This window comes from Dysgonomonas termitidis (assembly GCF_042654545.1).
Lineage (GTDB): Bacteria > Bacteroidota > Bacteroidia > Bacteroidales > Dysgonomonadaceae > Dysgonomonas > Dysgonomonas termitidis.
Genome location: NZ_JBHSGN010000076.1, coordinates 85336 through 101798, shown reverse-complemented (window position 1 = coordinate 101798; position 16463 = coordinate 85336). Strand labels below are relative to the sequence as shown.

Genomic DNA, 16463 nt, shown 5'->3' with positions numbered 1-16463 from the left:
CCTTACGTTATACTTCTATATTATTAGAGTGCAACTGCAAAACTAACAAAAATATTGCAAAGTCACCGCAACTGTTTAAAAAATTCCCATATGACAACACCCGCCGCAACGGAAACATTCAATGAATGTTTTGTCCCATACTGAGGAATTTCAATACAGCAATCGCATAGGTCTACAACCTCCTGCCGGACACCTTTCACTTCATTTCCTAATACGACAGCATATTTTTCTGTTTTGTCCAATACCAGTTCATCCAGCATAATACTGCGCTCAGCCTGCTCTATAGCACAAATAGTAAAGCCTTTGTTTTTCAACGCCCTGACAGCATCCTCCGTATCCCCGCAATATATCCAATCCACAGAATTTTCGGCGCCCAGAGCGGTTTTATGTATTTCCGCATTTGGCGGACAAGCGGTTATTCCACATAAACAGACCGCTTCTATCAAAAAGGCGTCTGAAGTACGAAAAACCGATCCGATATTATTCAGGCTCCTTACATTATCCAATACAACAACCAGCCGGGTTTTCTCTGCGTCCTTAAATTCGTCTATCGAAATCCGGTTAAGTTCCGTTATCTTTTTTACCCTCATAGACACTAATCAATAAGAATAACACTTGCATAGTCCAGCTGCGCTCCAATAGGCGGATTACGCTTCGAGAGTCTAAGCTCGATACTTTCTATCTGAGTATATTTATCCTTTAGACGATCTATTATACGTTTCGCTGCATGCTCCAGCAATTTTGACGGTATAGCCATCTCATTTTTAACATCTTCATAGATATCCGCATAACTTATCGTATCATCCAAATCGTCCGTCAATGAGGCTTTCTCCAGATTCACCCCGATTTTCAGATTAATGATATAAACATTACCTACTACAGTCTCCTGGCCAAAAACGCCATGATTGGCATAAATAGTCAGATTTTCCAATAATATAAAACTTTTCACAATTATATTGTATTTTGATTATTCGATTGGCAAAGATAGGTAAAAAGATGGATTCGGATTGACTCGCCGAACATGTAAAAGACATGTTATAAACTATTAAAACAGTGACTATTTTTATTTAAGAAATGGATAGTTCTGATGTTTTTTAACTAAGTTTGTTTCCTGATAAACCTAACGAACTAATTTAAAATGGCAAAAATGAAAGAAGGCATAACAACGGCCAACACTCACAACATCCTTACACCGGGCACGCGGATAACAGGTGACATCAGTGCCGAAGAAGATTTTCGCATAGATGGTATAATAGAGGGGAATATCAGTTGCAAAGGGAAAATAATAGTAGGAAACAATGGAAAAATATCCGGGAATATAGACTGTACAAATATAGAAATATGGGGGTCGATAAATGGAAACATCTCATGCATTGAAAACGTTATACTAAGAGCATCTTCATTCCTGAAAGGCGACATAAAAACGGGAACGATAGAGATAGAACCCGGCGCGCAATTTGACGGCGGCTGTTCAATGTATAAAGGACAATAAAAAATTAATAATAAAGGGTGAAAAAATAATTAGCAGATTCGAATATTAGCAAATGATATTGTCGCTTATACTCCATTTGCGAATTTTCAAATATGCTAATTCGCCAATTAGCTGCTTCTAACTAATAACTATATAAACATATGAGCAATACAATTCATAAAAGGCTGAACGCTTTACGCAGGTTTATGGAAGAGAAAGGATTACATGCCTTTATTATTCCCAGTACAGATTCTCACCTGAGCGAATACCCTGCGTCACATTGGGCTTCAAGAGAATGGATAAGCGGCTTTACCGGGTCGGCCGGAACAGTAGTTGTAACCCGCGAGAAAGCCGGATTATGGACTGATTCGCGCTACTTCCTTCAGGCGGCAAGTGAACTGGATGGCACAGGAATAGACCTGTTCAAAGATGGCCTGCCTCAGACTCCCGCCATTGATGAGTGGCTGGCCTCTGAACTGGGAGAAGGTGACTATGTGGGTATAGATGGTAATGTATATGCCGCCAAAGAGGCTTTTAACCTGACTAAAAAACTAAATATGAAAGGCTTGCATCTGATCAGCGATTATGATCCTTTCGATGTAATTTGGCACGACAGGCCTGAAATCCCAAAGAATCCGTTCTTTGTGCTTCCCGAAAAATATACAGGAGAACCGGCTCACAAAAAAATAGCGCGCATATGCGACTCTGTCGAAAAAAGCGGAGCCGAATCTTTGCTTGTAGCATCATTGGATACCATTGCATGGATTTTCAATATCCGGGGCAATGATGTAAAATGTAATCCGGTGACCGTTAGCTATGCCTGTATTTCGCGCAAGGAAACCGTACTATTCATCGATCCGAAAAAACTGTCCGATGAAACTACAAGTTATCTGAAGGCAGAGGGAGTAACAATTGCCGAATACTCCAAAGTATATGATTATGTATCAAAAATAAAAACATCTGTCTGCCTCGACAGCAGTAAAATAACTTTCAGCCTGTATAATACAATCCCCACAGAAAACAGGATCATAGATATCCCATCTCCTGCCGACCTGATGAAAAGCATCAAGAATGAAGCGGAGATACAAGGATTCAACAACGCTATGGAACGTGATGGCGTAGCCTTGGTTCGTTTCTTCATGTGGCTCGAAAAAGCTGTACCTGAAGGTGGTGTTACAGAAATAATGATTCCTGAAAAACTGGTAGAATACAGAAGCCGGCAAGATAACTTCGTAGGAGAAAGCTTTGATACCATTTCAGGCTACGGGCCAAATGGTGCTATCGTGCATTACCACGTATCACCTGAAAGTTCGGTTGAGATCAAACCCGAAGGTTTTCTGCTGGTAGATTCCGGCGCACAATACTTTGACGGCACTACCGACATTACCCGTACCGTAGCTGTAGGCCCGCTTACCGGGCAAATGAAAAAGGATTACACCATGGTATTAAAAGGCCATATCAGCCTTGCCACTGCCGTTTACCCGCAAGGAACACGTGGAAGCCAGCTGGATATCCTAGCCCGTAAATCCATGTGGGACAACGGAATAAACTACCTGCACGGAACAGGGCACGGCATAGGCCATTTCCTCAATGTACATGAAGGTCCTCAAAGTATCCGTATGAACGAGAACCCTACAACACTACAGATCGGCATGGTTACATCCAATGAACCGGGACTATACAGAGCCGGAAAATATGGTATCCGCACAGAAAACCTTATACTTACACAGCATGAGACCTCTACGGAGTTCGGAGATTTCTATTCGTTCAAAACTCTTACTCTTTGCCCGATAGACACAACTCCCGTGATAAAGGAAATGCTGACGAAAGAAGAAATCATATGGCTCAACGAGTACCATAAATCAGTATATGACCGTCTCTCCCCTCTGCTAACTGAGGAAGAAAAAAGCTGGTTAAAAGAAAAGACAAATGAAATATAGTGTATTAATCTTTATAAGCCTCCTCTTTGCTTTCAAAGCGGAGGCTCAAAACAACACAAACAAATACGAAGCAGGCTTCAACCTCAACGTAAACATTCCATCCCAAAAGAATAATATGTTATATCTGGGCTATTATTGGAAAGGTACTACCTATGCCCGGGATTCGGTACAATTATCAGCAGAAGGAAAAGCCAGGCTCAGCCTTTCGGAAGAACCGGCAGCAGGACAATATTTTATTTTTATAAAACCGGACTTCCGTATTGATCTCCTTATTGATAAAGGAGAAAATGACATCCAACTATTCATAAACGAGAAAGACTTTACAAAAAGCACAGTAACCGGCAGCAACAATACCAAATTATTGTGGACATACCTGAATAACATTCAGAAAAGAGATATAGAACGAAGCAAATTGGAAAAACAACTTGAAGACTCATCCATTACCACTCAAAAAAGAAAGAATCTGGGTGTGGAGATTCAAAAACTAGATGAAAATACTCAGGCTTATATCCAGAAGACAATAAAAGACAATAAAGGCAACTGGTTTGGAGTTTTCCTGAAAGGGATGGAGTCTGTTACATTACCTTATAAACAGCCAAAAGACGGGAAAGAATTCCAAGAAAACAGGGAGTATGGCAAACGGCATTTCTTTGACAATGTAGACCTCACCGATCCCCGCCTATGGTCGACCAACTATATGGGCAGCTATATAGACACTTACATACAACACTGGGTGGATCAGGTCCCGGATTCGTTGGCAGATGCAGCAAGCCGGCTGGTAGCAAAAACAAAAGGGAATGAATTTTGTTTTAAAGAAATGCTGTCGAAACTTACAAATGAATCACTAAAGAGCCTGAGAATGGGTGACGAAAATATCTGGGCACGTCTGGCCGAAGATTATATTTTCGACAAAAACCTAGTGTGGATCGATAGCGCCCAAAATTCGGAATTACGGAGACAATACGAGCTAATCAAAAATAACCGCATCGGGATGAAGGCTCATAATCTCACTCTGCAAACCCTTGAAGGCGAGACAATCAACACCAACGACATCGACGCCGCATATCTGCTCTTATATTTTTACAACACCGATTGCGGGCATTGTCAAACAGCCACTCCTGAGCTTCACGACAAAATATATACAAAATATAAAGACAAAGGGCTTAAGGTAGTAACCATAAACCTGAACAATAATAAAGAAGAATGGACAAGATTCGTACAAAGCAAGGATATAAGCGATTGGATCAATTGCGCCGACCCGGAATATAAGTCCCGGTACTGGACATATTACGATACATCGGGTGTTCCGGCCGTCTTCGTTCTAAATAAAAATAAAACAATCATAGCAAAGAAAGTAGACGAACAGAATCTGGAAAAACTTTTCGATTTTTATATAAATAACAATGGCATTAATTAAAGAAGTTAGAGGGTTTACACCCGAAATAGGAAAAAACACATATCTGGCCGAGAATGCAACAATCATCGGCGATGTAGTTATAGGAAATGATTGCAGTATCTGGTTCAGCACCGTACTGCGTGGCGATGTAAATTCCATCCGCATAGGGGACCGGGTAAATATCCAGGACGGCAGTGTCCTGCATACACTATATCAGAAATCGGTAGTGGAGATTGGTGACGATGTTTCAGTAGGGCACAATGTAGTCATACATGGGGCCAAAATAGAAAACGGGGCATTAATTGGCATGGGAGCCATCGTTCTCGACCATGCTGTCATCGGTGAGGGCGCCATCATAGCGGCAGGCTCAGTTGTACTTAGCGGTACACAGGTAGAGCCGGGTAGTATTTATGCCGGCGTACCGGCCAAATTTGTCAAGAAGGTAGATCCCGAGCAGGCTAAAGAAATGAATCAGAAGATCGCAAAGAATTATCTGATGTACTCGGGATGGTTTAAGGAAGAGTAATAGCTTGGAAATATCGGTAAGGGAAATAAAAAGAGAAGAGCTCTTTGTTCTTGAAAGTATGCTGTATGAAGCAATTTATCAGGACGAAGGCTCCGCGCCTTTACCATACGATGTAATCAAGAATCCGGGAATAGACGCTTATATACACGATTTTGGAAAGCTGAAAGATGACTATTGTCTGGTAGCCGTCCTCAACGACAAAATAATAGGTGCAGTATGGATACGCATTCTGGCAGGAGAAGTAAAAGGCTTTGGAAATGTAGATAATGAAACTCCTGAATTTGCAATCTCATTACTCAAAGAATACCGGAATCAGGGCTACGGCACACTGTTAATGTCAAGGATGATAGAATACCTTCGCAAAGAAGGCTATAAACAAACATCCCTGAGTGTAGACAAGAATAATTATGCTGTGAGAATGTATAAAAAACTGGGATTTGAAATTATACAGGAAAAGGAACATGATTATTTGATGGTATTGAAGCTGGATAAATAGAATATATAAGATAGACCCAAGGCTGTAGTAACAGCCGCATTAAACATATGACAACTTTTATGGTTTGTATTTTGTTAAATTACAATACACAAGTATAAAATTCTAAATAAGAACCATTATGAAAAAAGATGTTCTGAAAAAAATAATCGCTAAGCCCGGAGAAAAACATAAAGTCTCCGATTATCAAACAGACTTCACTGCCGGATTGAATAAAGACGAAGCAGAAAGACTACTGACTGAAAACACAGAAAAACTGGCAAAGCTCCAGGATAAACTCTATGCTCAGGACCGCTATTCCGTACTTGTTATTTTCCAGGCAATGGATGCCGCCGGAAAAGACGGTACAGTAAAGCATGTGATGTCGGGCATTAATCCGCAGGGATGCCAGGTATATTCTTTTAAACAACCATCAGCCGAAGAACTCGACCACGATTACCTGTGGAGAATCTATAAATGTCTGCCCGAGCGCGGAAGGATAGGCATATTCAATCGTTCGCACTATGAAGACGTCCTGGTTGCCAAAGTACATCCGTCAATAGTACTGAACGGGAAACTACCCAAAATCAATAAAATAGAAGACGTTGACGACAAGTTCTGGAAAAAGCGGTACAGGCAGATCAATGATCTTGAACGCCATCTGACCGAAAACGGAACGGTAATACTTAAATTCTTCCTTAATGTATCACACGAAGAGCAGGAAAAGCGTTTTCTGGCAAGACTCGACGATGAATCAAAAAACTGGAAATTCTCTGCATCGGACCTCAAAGAACGTGAACACTGGGACGATTATATGAAAGCATATTCCGATATGCTTACCCATACATCCACCGACGATGCCCCGTGGTATGTAATCCCGGCCGATAATAAATGGTTTATGCGATATGCGGTAGGGGAAGTTATCTGTGACAGGATAAACGATTTGAAATTACATTATCCCGTATTAACGGAAACCGCTAAGCAAGAGTTAGAAGCAGCGAAAAAGATTCTGGCACCTCAAAATACAGAAGCCGAAAAGCCCAAAGCTTCGTCAAAAACGCCAAAGGCTACGAAAATAAAAACAATAAAGGACAAGCAAGCCGCTAAATCCGACAGGAAGATAAGAAAGTCGTAGAGGAACAGAATAGAAAATCCAAAAAATAAGAAGAGGCTGTGTCAAAAGGGGAACAGCACTGTCAATGTGCTACCTTCTTTGTCATCCTGAGTACAACGAAGGATCTCAACCCTGTGAAACGAGATGTTTCACTCCGTTCAACATGACAACCAACGGTCACAGGAGCGTAGCGTATGTAAATAGAAAGTGAAAAATACTTTTGACACATCCTCTTATATCATAGAATTATGGATATAATCACAGCCATTTCTTCTTCTTGAAATAGATCAGAATTACAGCCACGGCGAATATCATCAACCCTATCGAAAAGACATAGCCATACTCCCATTTCAATTCTGGCATATCGCCAAAGTTCATCCCATATATACTGGCAATAAGCGTAGGCGGCATAAATATGACAGAAATAACGGTAAACATCTTGATAATCTTGTTCTGCTCGATGTTCACAAACCCGAGGAAAGTATCCTGTAAGTAATCCAGACGGTCGAAGCTGAAACGGATATGTTCAAGCAGTGAATTTATATCTTTAATAAGGATGGTAATCCTGCCATGCAGCTCCTTCGGCATCAGTTCACTTTTCAACATACTGGACACAGCACGCTGCTTGTCTATAATATTTTCACGCAGCATCATTGTCTTTTCCTGGAGGTTTTTGATCTCCATCAAAAGTTCCTCATCCGCTTCCTGAATACTGATACTATTACTGAGCGTCGTAATCTCCTGTGTCATATCCTCCACCATATCCGCGTCTATTTCGACCCGCGTCTCCAGTATGGCCACAAATACATGATATCCAGTCGGATAAGTCTTCGGATTAGCCGATATTTTCTTTATTGTTTCGTGGAAAGAAGTCAGGTCCTCGCCACGTACAGTTATCAGTATATTATTCTTCAGGATAAACGAAACCGGCTCCCGCTCAAAATTACTCAGCAGGAAGTTCGAATTCACGACCAGAGAATCCGCAGTTTCCATATAGCGGGACGACATCTCGATTTCGACCATCTCCTCCTCTTCCTGTATATAGATCTTCAGATAATCTTCCAGTTCATTCTCTATTTCCTCATCTACATTGTTCAGGTCGATCCAAAGGAAGTTTTTGATGGGTGTAGTTTTCAGGAATTCAATGCTACGGCTCATTCTTATAGCATTGTCTTTATGGTAAAATAGTTTTACTTCCGACATGAGCGCTTTCTTTTAAAGGGTGTGTACTCTATTTCCTCTCGTCTTGTCTCCCGGGCAAAAAAGCAGCAACAATATTTGTCAGCCTTTCGAAATCTGCAACCGAGAGCCGTTCGGGTCGCTCATCAAAAACCGGGTCTGTATATGCATCGCAATCTTTTCCGAGCAATGGTTTCATCGAGTTCCTCAATGTTTTACGGCGCTGATTAAACCCTGTCTTAATAACTGTTTTAAATAATTTTTCATCACAGTCCAAACTCTGACGTTTGTTTCTGACAAGTTTCACCACTGCCGATTTCACCTTCGGAGGAGGGTCGAACACCTTCTCACTCACCGTGAAAAGATATTCAATATCGTACCATGCCTGAAGCAGTACACTTAATATACCATATGTCTTGCCACCGGGTTTGGCGGCGATACGTTCAGCCACTTCTTTCTGTAGCATTCCCGAACAACATGGTATCTGGTTTTTATAATCGAGTACTTTAAAAAATATCTGTGAAGATATGTTGTAAGGATAATTACCAATTACGCAAAACTGGCTATTATATATTTTCAACAAATCCAGTTTCAGAAAATCATCTTCAATAATATGTCCCCGCAAGGCAGGATAATGCTCGTTAAGGTAAGGAACAGAGTCGCGATCCAGTTCCACGACGGTAAGTTCCTTTCTCTTCTCTATCAGATATTGAGTAAGCACTCCCATTCCCGGCCCCACTTCAATAACAGGCACATCTGGAAAATCGTCGAGAGTATCCGCAATACGACGGGCGATATCCAGGTCCTTCAAAAAGTGCTGTCCTAAGAATTTCTTTGCTTTAACTACTGCCATGCTTAACAATTATGATTATCTTTGCAGGCGCAAAGGTAGTGTTTTATTACCAAAAATTTGCTTGTACTTCTACTATTATATAAGGGAGCTTCTAAAAATCTGATTTTTCGAGGCTTGCTCCTGAGTCAAAAACAAAGTTTACAGACGTAGACGTGCATTTTGCAGAAAGAGCATAATGAAGAAAAAACAGTTTCAAGAAATCCTCTAAAGATAATACAATTTTACAATACAAATGGAAGAATCGACAGAAGTAACGACACCTAAGAAGAAATCTTTACTCAACACTTTGGTGAAGATAGTACTGCCTTTGGTACTGGGTATTGCCATTGTTTACTACCTTATCAGCAAAATAGACCCTGCCGAATTGTGGATTGTCCTCAAAAATGCCAATTGGGCCATTCTGTTGTCATCCCTTGTATTTGGCCTATTGGGTAATATCATAAGAGGTTACCGGTGGGAATTATTTATCCAACCGTTAGGATATACGCCTAAATTATCGACCCTTATATATGCTATACTTGGCGGGTACGCAGTAAACTTTGCGATACCCAGAGCCGGAGAAATCTGGAAATGCGGCATGGTTGCCAAAGAGGAGAAAATTCCTTTTACGAAACTATTCGGCACCATGATACTCGACCGTATATTCGATATGATAACAGTTATTGTCATTTGCCTTGTAGCATTCCTTATAAATATGCAGTTCTTCATTACACAACTGGAACAAAGCAAATCGACTCTTGATATCATCCTGATGATTGTGAAATCACCTGTTCTCTATATAGCATTAGTCGCCGCTGTGGTTACAACATACATAGTCTTCAGGTTCTTTAAAGAAAATATAATCGTAAAGAAGGTAAAAAGTTTCCTGTCGGGCATGGTAAATGATATGAAATCCATATGGCGGATGAAAACCAAGGGGCGCCTCCTGCTCTGTTCTATTGCCATCTGGACATCTTATTTCTTTTATTTTTATATAACATTTTACGCTTTTGATTTCACGGAAAATCTGGGTATTACGGCCGGACTGATAACATTCGCGTTAAGCAGTCTCAGCATGATCATACCGTCCAACGGAGGCTTAGGTCCCTGGCAGATAGCGGTAGTAGCCGCATTGATGCTATATGGCGTCAGTGAATTAAATGCGACAGCTTTCGCTACCGGGGTATTTGCCCTGCAATCTATCATATGGGTAATTCTTTGCGGATTATTCGGAATAGCCGCATTGGCTTTAAAGAAACAGAAATAACCATTAAAAACCTTAATACATCATACGAATATGAAAATATCAGAACACATAGAGCGATTGAAACTAATACAGAAACTGATACAAGAAGAAAAGACCGGGCACCCCGACGAACTGGCTAATAGATTAGGCATCAGCAGAGGTACGTTATATAGCCTGATCGACGAGTTACAATCTTATAATGTATCGATCAGTTATTCAAGAAAGAAACAAAGCTTCATATATAATGATGATACCGCTCTTGAGATTAAATATTCCATCAAATTGTTGAATAAAGATGAATTAACAGAAATTAGCGGAGGATGTTCCACTTTTTCTCTTCCGTATAAAAAATTATACGGAAGGACAATATCTTTGTAAAAAAATAAGCTAAACCGGTTTGCTTTTGGAATTTATTATTAATTTTAAAAGTATTTTATTATGAAAAATTTAGATTTGGAGGTTTGCGGAGTAGAAGAGTTAGATACTCGACAAATGGAACAGATTAATGGAGGTAGTAGTGATTTTTGGACATGGCTTCGTATCGTATCTGAACTTATAACAGATAGTCGAACCGGCATGGGATTAGGAGAAGAAGCTACATTTACTGCTGGCAGATAATAGTATTTTATCAATTGTGTACTGATTCCCGAATCAGCTGACTGGATAAAAGATATTTAACTTACAACGGAAACAAAAATAAATATTCTTGTTTCCGTTTTTTGTCAGACAAAACCTTTCTGGTATAGTTATTACTTTTTTGTACATTTGTTATATAAGTCATAAAATAATAGCATGAAATCATTTGATAAGAACAGATTATTTCTATGGCATTATTCATTTGCTATTTTGTTTCTCTTTCTGGCTGTATATATTCAGAAAAGTATTGGTTATGAGAATCCTAATGAGATGCTGAAGAAGACTTTCTATCTTTACTTTATGGTTATTATCGGAGCGCCTGTTATTGAAACTGTTCTAATCCAATTGGTTCCTTTCAAAATTCTCCAATTATTGAAAATAAAAAATTATTTCATTATTCTTTTTTTATTGACTCTATTATTCTCTGTCCTTCATAAAAGATTCTATGATAACATTATTATTTTTCTGATGTCTACTGTTTCATGTGGTGTAATTATCAATTATTTTTTACAAGTAAAGAAACGGGAAAATACAAAAAGAGCTGTTTTGAAAACCATCATATTTCATAGCCTGTTTAATACATCAATAATAATATTAGACATTATATACAATAAGTTTTTATGCACCTGAATATAAGATGATTAAAAACACAATTCTCCAAATATCTAATTTTTAGGGTGTAAAAAAATATACTTCATAAGCATCTGATAATCACATAAAATAAACCCCTATTCAATATAAACTCCAGTAATGATAATGTCGATATAATATGATAACTTAGCTCATGGCGTTACACCCTTATATCCTTTACTTTCAACTTTTAAATAATAAACACATGAAAAGACTATTATCTTTGAGTTTCTTTTTCTTTATACTAAGCTTTATACAAGTATTCAGCCAAAAAGACATGAAAATATATTTTGAAGCGAAATGCCATGTGGTACTGAACGAGTATAAAAATAAGTTTGATTGTGACTCAAGTATAATCAGCAATTTCAAAGCTGACTATACTATTGACATGAGTAAAATAGCACAGGAAAAGCTTTTCAAGAAACCTCCTTCGGAGATAATCGCGTTTTTCAACACTGATAACGGGAAAAAGTACAGATGCTATATCAAAGGTTACAGAAACCGGAATGATCTTCTACTGAAATAATTCTTGTTACAAAAAAGTATGAGGGTGTGTCAAAAGTAATTTTTACTTTCTATTTACATACGCTACGCTCCTGTGACCGTTGGTTGTCATGTTGAACGGAGTGAAACATCTCGTGTCGGGAGGGTCGGGATTCTTCATTGCATTCAGAAACAACGTTCGGCAGAGCAAAGCGGAGCCAATGACAAAGAGGGCAATAATTTGATAGTGCAATTTGGCTTTTGACACACCCTCTTTTTTACTCTTTCATCCGTTGATTAAGAATAAACATTCAATCTATGCATTTATGTATCCATATTCTTGTCCGGATTTATTATTGAGTCAGATCGAAAGCAAGAAAATAGAATAATAGTTATTTACGCCAATTAACTTTAGCAGCCAAGTGTTACCTTATTTGTACAATTTTATCTATATATTGGCTGATAGCTGGAGCTCTTTGAAAGAATGAAATGGCCCCCTAGATCCCCCAAGGGGGACTTATAATGAGGGTAAAAAGTAATAAGTGAAAAAGTGTTACCTTTTAACAGTTACAAGTTACTTCGCCCTAGGGCAGTTACGAGTTACGAGTAGACGAGATACAAAATACGAGTTGTTTACTGTTCACTGTTTACTGATATATCTGTTACCTTTGTTACCTTTTAACAGTTACAAGTTTGTCTCGCCTTCGCTTCGGCGAATGTTATTCCTGCGCCCTAGGGCAGTTACGAGTTACAAGTTGGCTGGCGTTTTGTTTCACGCAAAGACGCAAAGTTTTACATCTTACGAGTTATTGACTGATGACTGTTTACTGTTAACTGATATATCTGTTACCTTTTTTATAATGGCGGACAATATTATAATCCCAGCAGATCACATTATATATAATAAGAAGAAGAACGACAAAACAGATTGTAAGCAATGCATCCGGAAATAATCTAAAAATATCTGTTATGCTGATTATCCGCACTGATATTTTCCTATCTTTGTTACTATTCGTAAATTTTAAAACATAATCATTATGTCGAAAGAAATACTTAAACTAAAACCGCAGCAATTGTGGAAGCACTTCTATGATTTAACCCAAATTCCACGCCCTACAGGGCAGATGAAAGAAATTACAAAATTTGTAATTGACTTCGGGAAATCGCTAGGGCTCGACGTTAAGCAAGACAAGACAGGCAATGTATTAGTCACTAAGCCTGCAACAAAAGGTATGGAAAAAGCCCCTGTGGTAATCCTCCAATCCCATCTGGACATGGTTCCTCAAAAAAACTCTGATGTAAAGCATGATTTTACGAAGGACCCTATAGAAACTGTAATAGACGGCAACAAAGTAAAAGCCAAATCGACCACTTTAGGTTCTGACAATGGTATAGGGGCAGCTGCTATGATGGCTGTTCTGGAAGATAAAAAACTGAAGCACGGCAAAATCGAGGCTTTATTTACCGTAGACGAAGAAGTAGGCATGGTAGGTGCTATAGGATTGAAGAAGGGATTCCTTTCGGGTAGTATCCTGCTGAACCTCGATACAGAAGAAATAGGAGAACTGTGTGTTGGTTGTGCCGGAGGTGCGGATGTAAATGCAGATTGGGAATTCAAAGACGCAAAAACTCCGAAAGGCGACATAGCCTATAAAATCACATTAAAAGGACTCAGAGGAGGTCACTCCGGAACGGAAATACATTTGGGCAGAGCCAATGCTAACAAGCTGATGTTCTATTTCCTGAAAGAAGCCGTGAGCAGTTATGAAGTACGTCTTTCGGCAATCGACGGAGGCTCGCTGCGTAATGCGATCCCCCGCGAAGCCGTCGCTATAGTGACACTTCCCGAAGAGGACGAAAAAGACTTCCTGAAGCTTGTGAAATCGTATGAAAAGATATTCAAGGAAGAATACAAGGCCGTAGAGCAAAACCTGTCATTCAAAGCAGCCAAAACAGACTTGCCGAAAACACTCATACCGGAAGAAATACAGGATAGCCTGATTAATGCGGTAGTTGGGTGCCAGAATGGTGTGATCAGCATGCTTACCGATTTTGAAGGTATCGTTGAAACTTCTACCAACCTTGCTTCCATCAAATCCGGACCGGGACATATTGCAGCAAAGATGCTAGCCCGCAGTTCTTCGGAAACCCGCAAAGATGAGATTTGCTCAAGCCTGGAAAGCGTATTTGCTCTTGCAGGTGCGAAAGTCTCCATCGAAAACGGTTATCCGGGATGGCAGCCTAATGCCCAATCGGACACATTGAATATGATGGCCAAACTGTACGAGACCATGTATAAGGAAAAAGCGCATGTTGTAGTTGTACATGCCGGGCTGGAATGCGGTATCATATTAGGCAGCACTCCGGGACTGGACATCGTATCCTTTGGGCCTACAATCCTGAACGCCCACTCTCCTGACGAGTTTGTGGAAATAGATACAGTGGCTAAGTTCTACGATTATCTGGTAAAAACACTGGAGAATATTAAATAGAATAATCATATATAAAAAAGGCGAATATCTACAGATTTCGCCTTTTTATACTCTTGCCGACCCGGGCTTTATTCCGGCTTCGTCCTGTACTTGGCCAATATAGCAAGAACATCATCGTTTAATTCTCCAAAAATAGAAACGCCGCATGCTCCATTTTCCAGTGCATATTTTATCCCTTCTTCCAGTTCGCTGTTATTTTTGAAATCCGGTAAAAACAAGCCTGCATACAGAGGAAAACGCCCGTCGATACCGCGTATGCCCTGCTTAGTAGCGTCCCCTATCCAAGGTACATCTTCTTTATAAAACCCATGATAGATCATCGGATAAACCGCATCCAGAGGCCAATTTGTCCAGTCCTGACGGACAAGGCGCTTTGCGACATCAGGAGTAGGAAAAACAGCTGCGGTAAGCGGCTTGTTATATGCTTTAGCGACGTCTCCTATCTTATTAACAATACCTGTGACCGCGTCATACCTGAAAGTACGCCATGAAAGGCTCTCCTGTGGATATTGAATGCTATCCAGGTCTTTATGGTACTCTTCTTTAAACTTCGCCTTACATAAATTACAATAACAGTAATCGTATTCCGGCAATTCCTCCGTTTGCACAATTCCATAGACCTGCCATAAATTAACAGCCAATACCACATCACTGAAACGGACATAATCCATATGGATGCCATCTACATAATCCTTAGCTAATGCATTTTTCACATCAGCCACCAGAAAATCAGCCACCTCGGGGCGAGAAGGACACATCCACCGGTAATAATCCACATATGGCGGATGGTCGGCACAGGATTCTCCCTTTCTGTTTACAGCCGCCCATTCAGGATGTGATTTCAGGGCATCGCTCCTATTCATTATCCACATCCATCGGTGCGCTTCGAGCCCCTGTTTCTTTGCCGCACGGTAATGCTTTTCGCTATCGGCTTCAAAGAATATACCTGCGATTCCGGCATCATGGTATTTCTTATATTTTACAGCTAATTCTTCCTCCGTATCTTTCTCCTGAGGATTGATCCACACCCAGTGTTTATAGGTAGAATCACATTTTGCCCTTTCCTTTTTCGATGAGTCGCAACTAAAGAAAAAAGATAAGAGGCACAGGAGCGCGAACAAATATGCTACAGGTTGGTTTCTCATTTATACTTCTGTTTTAGTTTATACATTAAAAAGGCTTATATCATAGAAAGCATTATTTAAGCAACTTACGTAATTCCTCAACTCCCTCCGATGCTCCTTTCTTTATAAAATGAATATCTTGCTGATATACCTTTACTTCATTCGGGTCTATCAGATAAACAGGAGTGTCGCGGCGAATATAATTCAACAATCCGGCAGCAGGATACACATTCAGAGAAGTACCTATTACCACGAGGATATCGGCAGTCCGGACTACTTCTATAGCTTTTTCTATCATCGGCACAGCCTCTCCGAACCAGACAATATGCGGACGGAGCTGTGAACCTTTTTCGCATTTATCCCCCACTCTAATCTCAGCATTATCGGGAGTAAGTGTATAGATAAGAGAAGGATCGGCCGTAGAGCGCACCTTATCCAGTTCACCATGCAGATGCAAAACCGTCGTGCTGCCTGCCCTTTCGTGCAGGCTATCCACATTCTGAGTAATGATCGATACTTTATACTCTTTTTCCATTTCGGCCAGACCTATATGCCCCTTATTGGGCTTAGCTTCGAAAGCCGCTGTCCTCCTCGCATTATAAAAATCGAGAACAAGTTGCGGATTACGCCTGAATCCCTCAGGAGTAGCTACATCTTCTATCGAATGCTGCTCCCACAATCCTCCGGAATCCCTGAATGTGGATATACCACTCTCAGCACTCATTCCAGCACCTGATAAAACAACAATATGCTTCATAAATATTAAAAAATGTAAGTATAACATACAAATATAGTTTTTTCGCCTATAAACTTTATCAATGTATCGTGAAAAGAATTACTTTTGTTGGCAAATAAAAATAAACAATTAATCTTTGTTATCAGATATCTATCATTCTGATTTACAATATTAATTAAAAATGAA

Annotated in this window: 17 protein-coding genes; 11 read left to right on the top strand and 6 right to left on the bottom strand. The window is 39.9% G+C overall.

Annotated elements, in window-relative coordinates; genetic code table 11:
* Positions 1-62: 62 nt before the first annotated feature.
* Together ACFO6W_RS12475 and folB are read right to left on the bottom strand one after the other, a co-directional pair.
* Entirely contained in the window at positions 63-590 is a 528-nt protein-coding gene (locus ACFO6W_RS12475; protein ID WP_379996883.1) for an RNA methyltransferase, read from the bottom strand.
* A gap of 5 nt (positions 591-595) precedes the next feature.
* Positions 596-949 (bottom strand): dihydroneopterin aldolase, encoded by a 354-nt coding sequence (folB, locus tag ACFO6W_RS12470; protein ID WP_379996881.1) that lies wholly within the window; start codon positions 947-949, stop codon positions 596-598.
* Positions 950-1147: 198 nt separating this feature from the next.
* Here folB and ACFO6W_RS12465 point away from each other — a divergent pair, with 198 nt between their 5' ends.
* From ACFO6W_RS12465 to ACFO6W_RS12440, 6 genes are all read left to right on the top strand, one after another.
* On the top strand, positions 1148-1492 hold the full coding sequence (locus ACFO6W_RS12465; RefSeq protein WP_379996879.1) for a bactofilin family protein: 345 nt from the start codon (positions 1148-1150) through the stop codon (positions 1490-1492).
* Positions 1493-1632: 140 nt separating this feature from the next.
* Complete coding sequence (locus tag ACFO6W_RS12460) at positions 1633-3411, top strand: aminopeptidase P family protein (protein ID WP_379996877.1); 1779 nt, start codon at positions 1633-1635, stop codon at positions 3409-3411.
* Positions 3401-4828: a TlpA family protein disulfide reductase gene (locus tag ACFO6W_RS12455; protein ID WP_379996875.1), complete on the top strand. Its 1428-nt coding sequence runs from the start codon at positions 3401-3403 to the stop codon at positions 4826-4828. Before ACFO6W_RS12460 ends, ACFO6W_RS12455 begins: the two co-directional genes overlap by 11 nt.
* Complete coding sequence (locus ACFO6W_RS12450; protein ID WP_291109108.1) at positions 4815-5333, top strand: gamma carbonic anhydrase family protein; 519 nt, start codon at positions 4815-4817, stop codon at positions 5331-5333. Before ACFO6W_RS12455 ends, ACFO6W_RS12450 begins: the two co-directional genes overlap by 14 nt.
* A gap of 58 nt (positions 5334-5391) precedes the next feature.
* Positions 5392-5829 (top strand): GNAT family N-acetyltransferase, encoded by a 438-nt coding sequence (locus ACFO6W_RS12445; RefSeq protein WP_379996873.1) that lies wholly within the window; start codon positions 5392-5394, stop codon positions 5827-5829.
* Positions 5830-5947: 118 nt separating this feature from the next.
* On the top strand, positions 5948-6940 hold the full coding sequence (locus ACFO6W_RS12440) for a polyphosphate kinase 2 family protein (RefSeq protein WP_379996871.1): 993 nt from the start codon (positions 5948-5950) through the stop codon (positions 6938-6940).
* 237 nt (positions 6941-7177) lie between these two features.
* Here ACFO6W_RS12440 and corA read toward each other — a convergent pair whose 3' ends face one another.
* Together corA and rsmA are read right to left on the bottom strand one after the other, a co-directional pair.
* Positions 7178-8122, bottom strand: a complete 945-nt coding sequence (corA, locus tag ACFO6W_RS12435) for a magnesium/cobalt transporter CorA (RefSeq protein WP_379996869.1) — start codon at positions 8120-8122, stop codon at positions 7178-7180.
* A gap of 28 nt (positions 8123-8150) precedes the next feature.
* Positions 8151-8951: a 16S rRNA (adenine(1518)-N(6)/adenine(1519)-N(6))-dimethyltransferase RsmA gene (gene rsmA / locus ACFO6W_RS12430; protein ID WP_379996867.1), complete on the bottom strand. Its 801-nt coding sequence runs from the start codon at positions 8949-8951 to the stop codon at positions 8151-8153.
* A 232-nt stretch (positions 8952-9183) separates the two neighbouring features.
* Between rsmA and ACFO6W_RS12425 the strand changes: the two genes are divergently transcribed.
* The 5 genes from ACFO6W_RS12425 to ACFO6W_RS12405 all read left to right on the top strand — a co-directional run bounded on the left by ACFO6W_RS12425 (position 9184) and on the right by ACFO6W_RS12405 (position 14417).
* Positions 9184-10197 carry a lysylphosphatidylglycerol synthase transmembrane domain-containing protein gene (locus ACFO6W_RS12425; protein ID WP_379996865.1) on the top strand — a complete coding sequence of 338 codons (1014 nt, stop codon included), beginning with the start codon at positions 9184-9186 and terminating at the stop codon, positions 10195-10197.
* Between the two features lie 30 nt (positions 10198-10227).
* Positions 10228-10554: an HTH domain-containing protein gene (locus ACFO6W_RS12420; protein ID WP_379996863.1), complete on the top strand. Its 327-nt coding sequence runs from the start codon at positions 10228-10230 to the stop codon at positions 10552-10554.
* Between the two features lie 60 nt (positions 10555-10614).
* The gene (locus ACFO6W_RS12415; RefSeq protein ID WP_379996861.1) at positions 10615-10794 is read left to right on the top strand and encodes a hypothetical protein; all 180 of its coding nucleotides are present in this window, start codon (positions 10615-10617) and stop codon (positions 10792-10794) included.
* An 853-nt stretch (positions 10795-11647) separates the two neighbouring features.
* Positions 11648-11968: a hypothetical protein gene (locus ACFO6W_RS12410; protein ID WP_379996859.1), complete on the top strand. Its 321-nt coding sequence runs from the start codon at positions 11648-11650 to the stop codon at positions 11966-11968.
* Positions 11969-12962: 994 nt separating this feature from the next.
* Complete coding sequence (locus ACFO6W_RS12405) at positions 12963-14417, top strand: aminoacyl-histidine dipeptidase (protein WP_379996857.1); 1455 nt, start codon at positions 12963-12965, stop codon at positions 14415-14417.
* A gap of 68 nt (positions 14418-14485) precedes the next feature.
* On the opposite strand, the gene ACFO6W_RS12400 is transcribed toward ACFO6W_RS12405, so the two are convergent.
* Together ACFO6W_RS12400 and ACFO6W_RS12395 are read right to left on the bottom strand one after the other, a co-directional pair.
* The gene (locus tag ACFO6W_RS12400; protein WP_379996855.1) at positions 14486-15562 is read right to left on the bottom strand and encodes a family 10 glycosylhydrolase; all 1077 of its coding nucleotides are present in this window, start codon (positions 15560-15562) and stop codon (positions 14486-14488) included.
* Positions 15563-15614: 52 nt separating this feature from the next.
* Positions 15615-16298 carry an SIR2 family NAD-dependent protein deacylase gene (locus tag ACFO6W_RS12395; RefSeq protein ID WP_379996853.1) on the bottom strand — a complete coding sequence of 228 codons (684 nt, stop codon included), beginning with the start codon at positions 16296-16298 and terminating at the stop codon, positions 15615-15617.
* Positions 16299-16463: the final 165 nt, after the last annotated feature.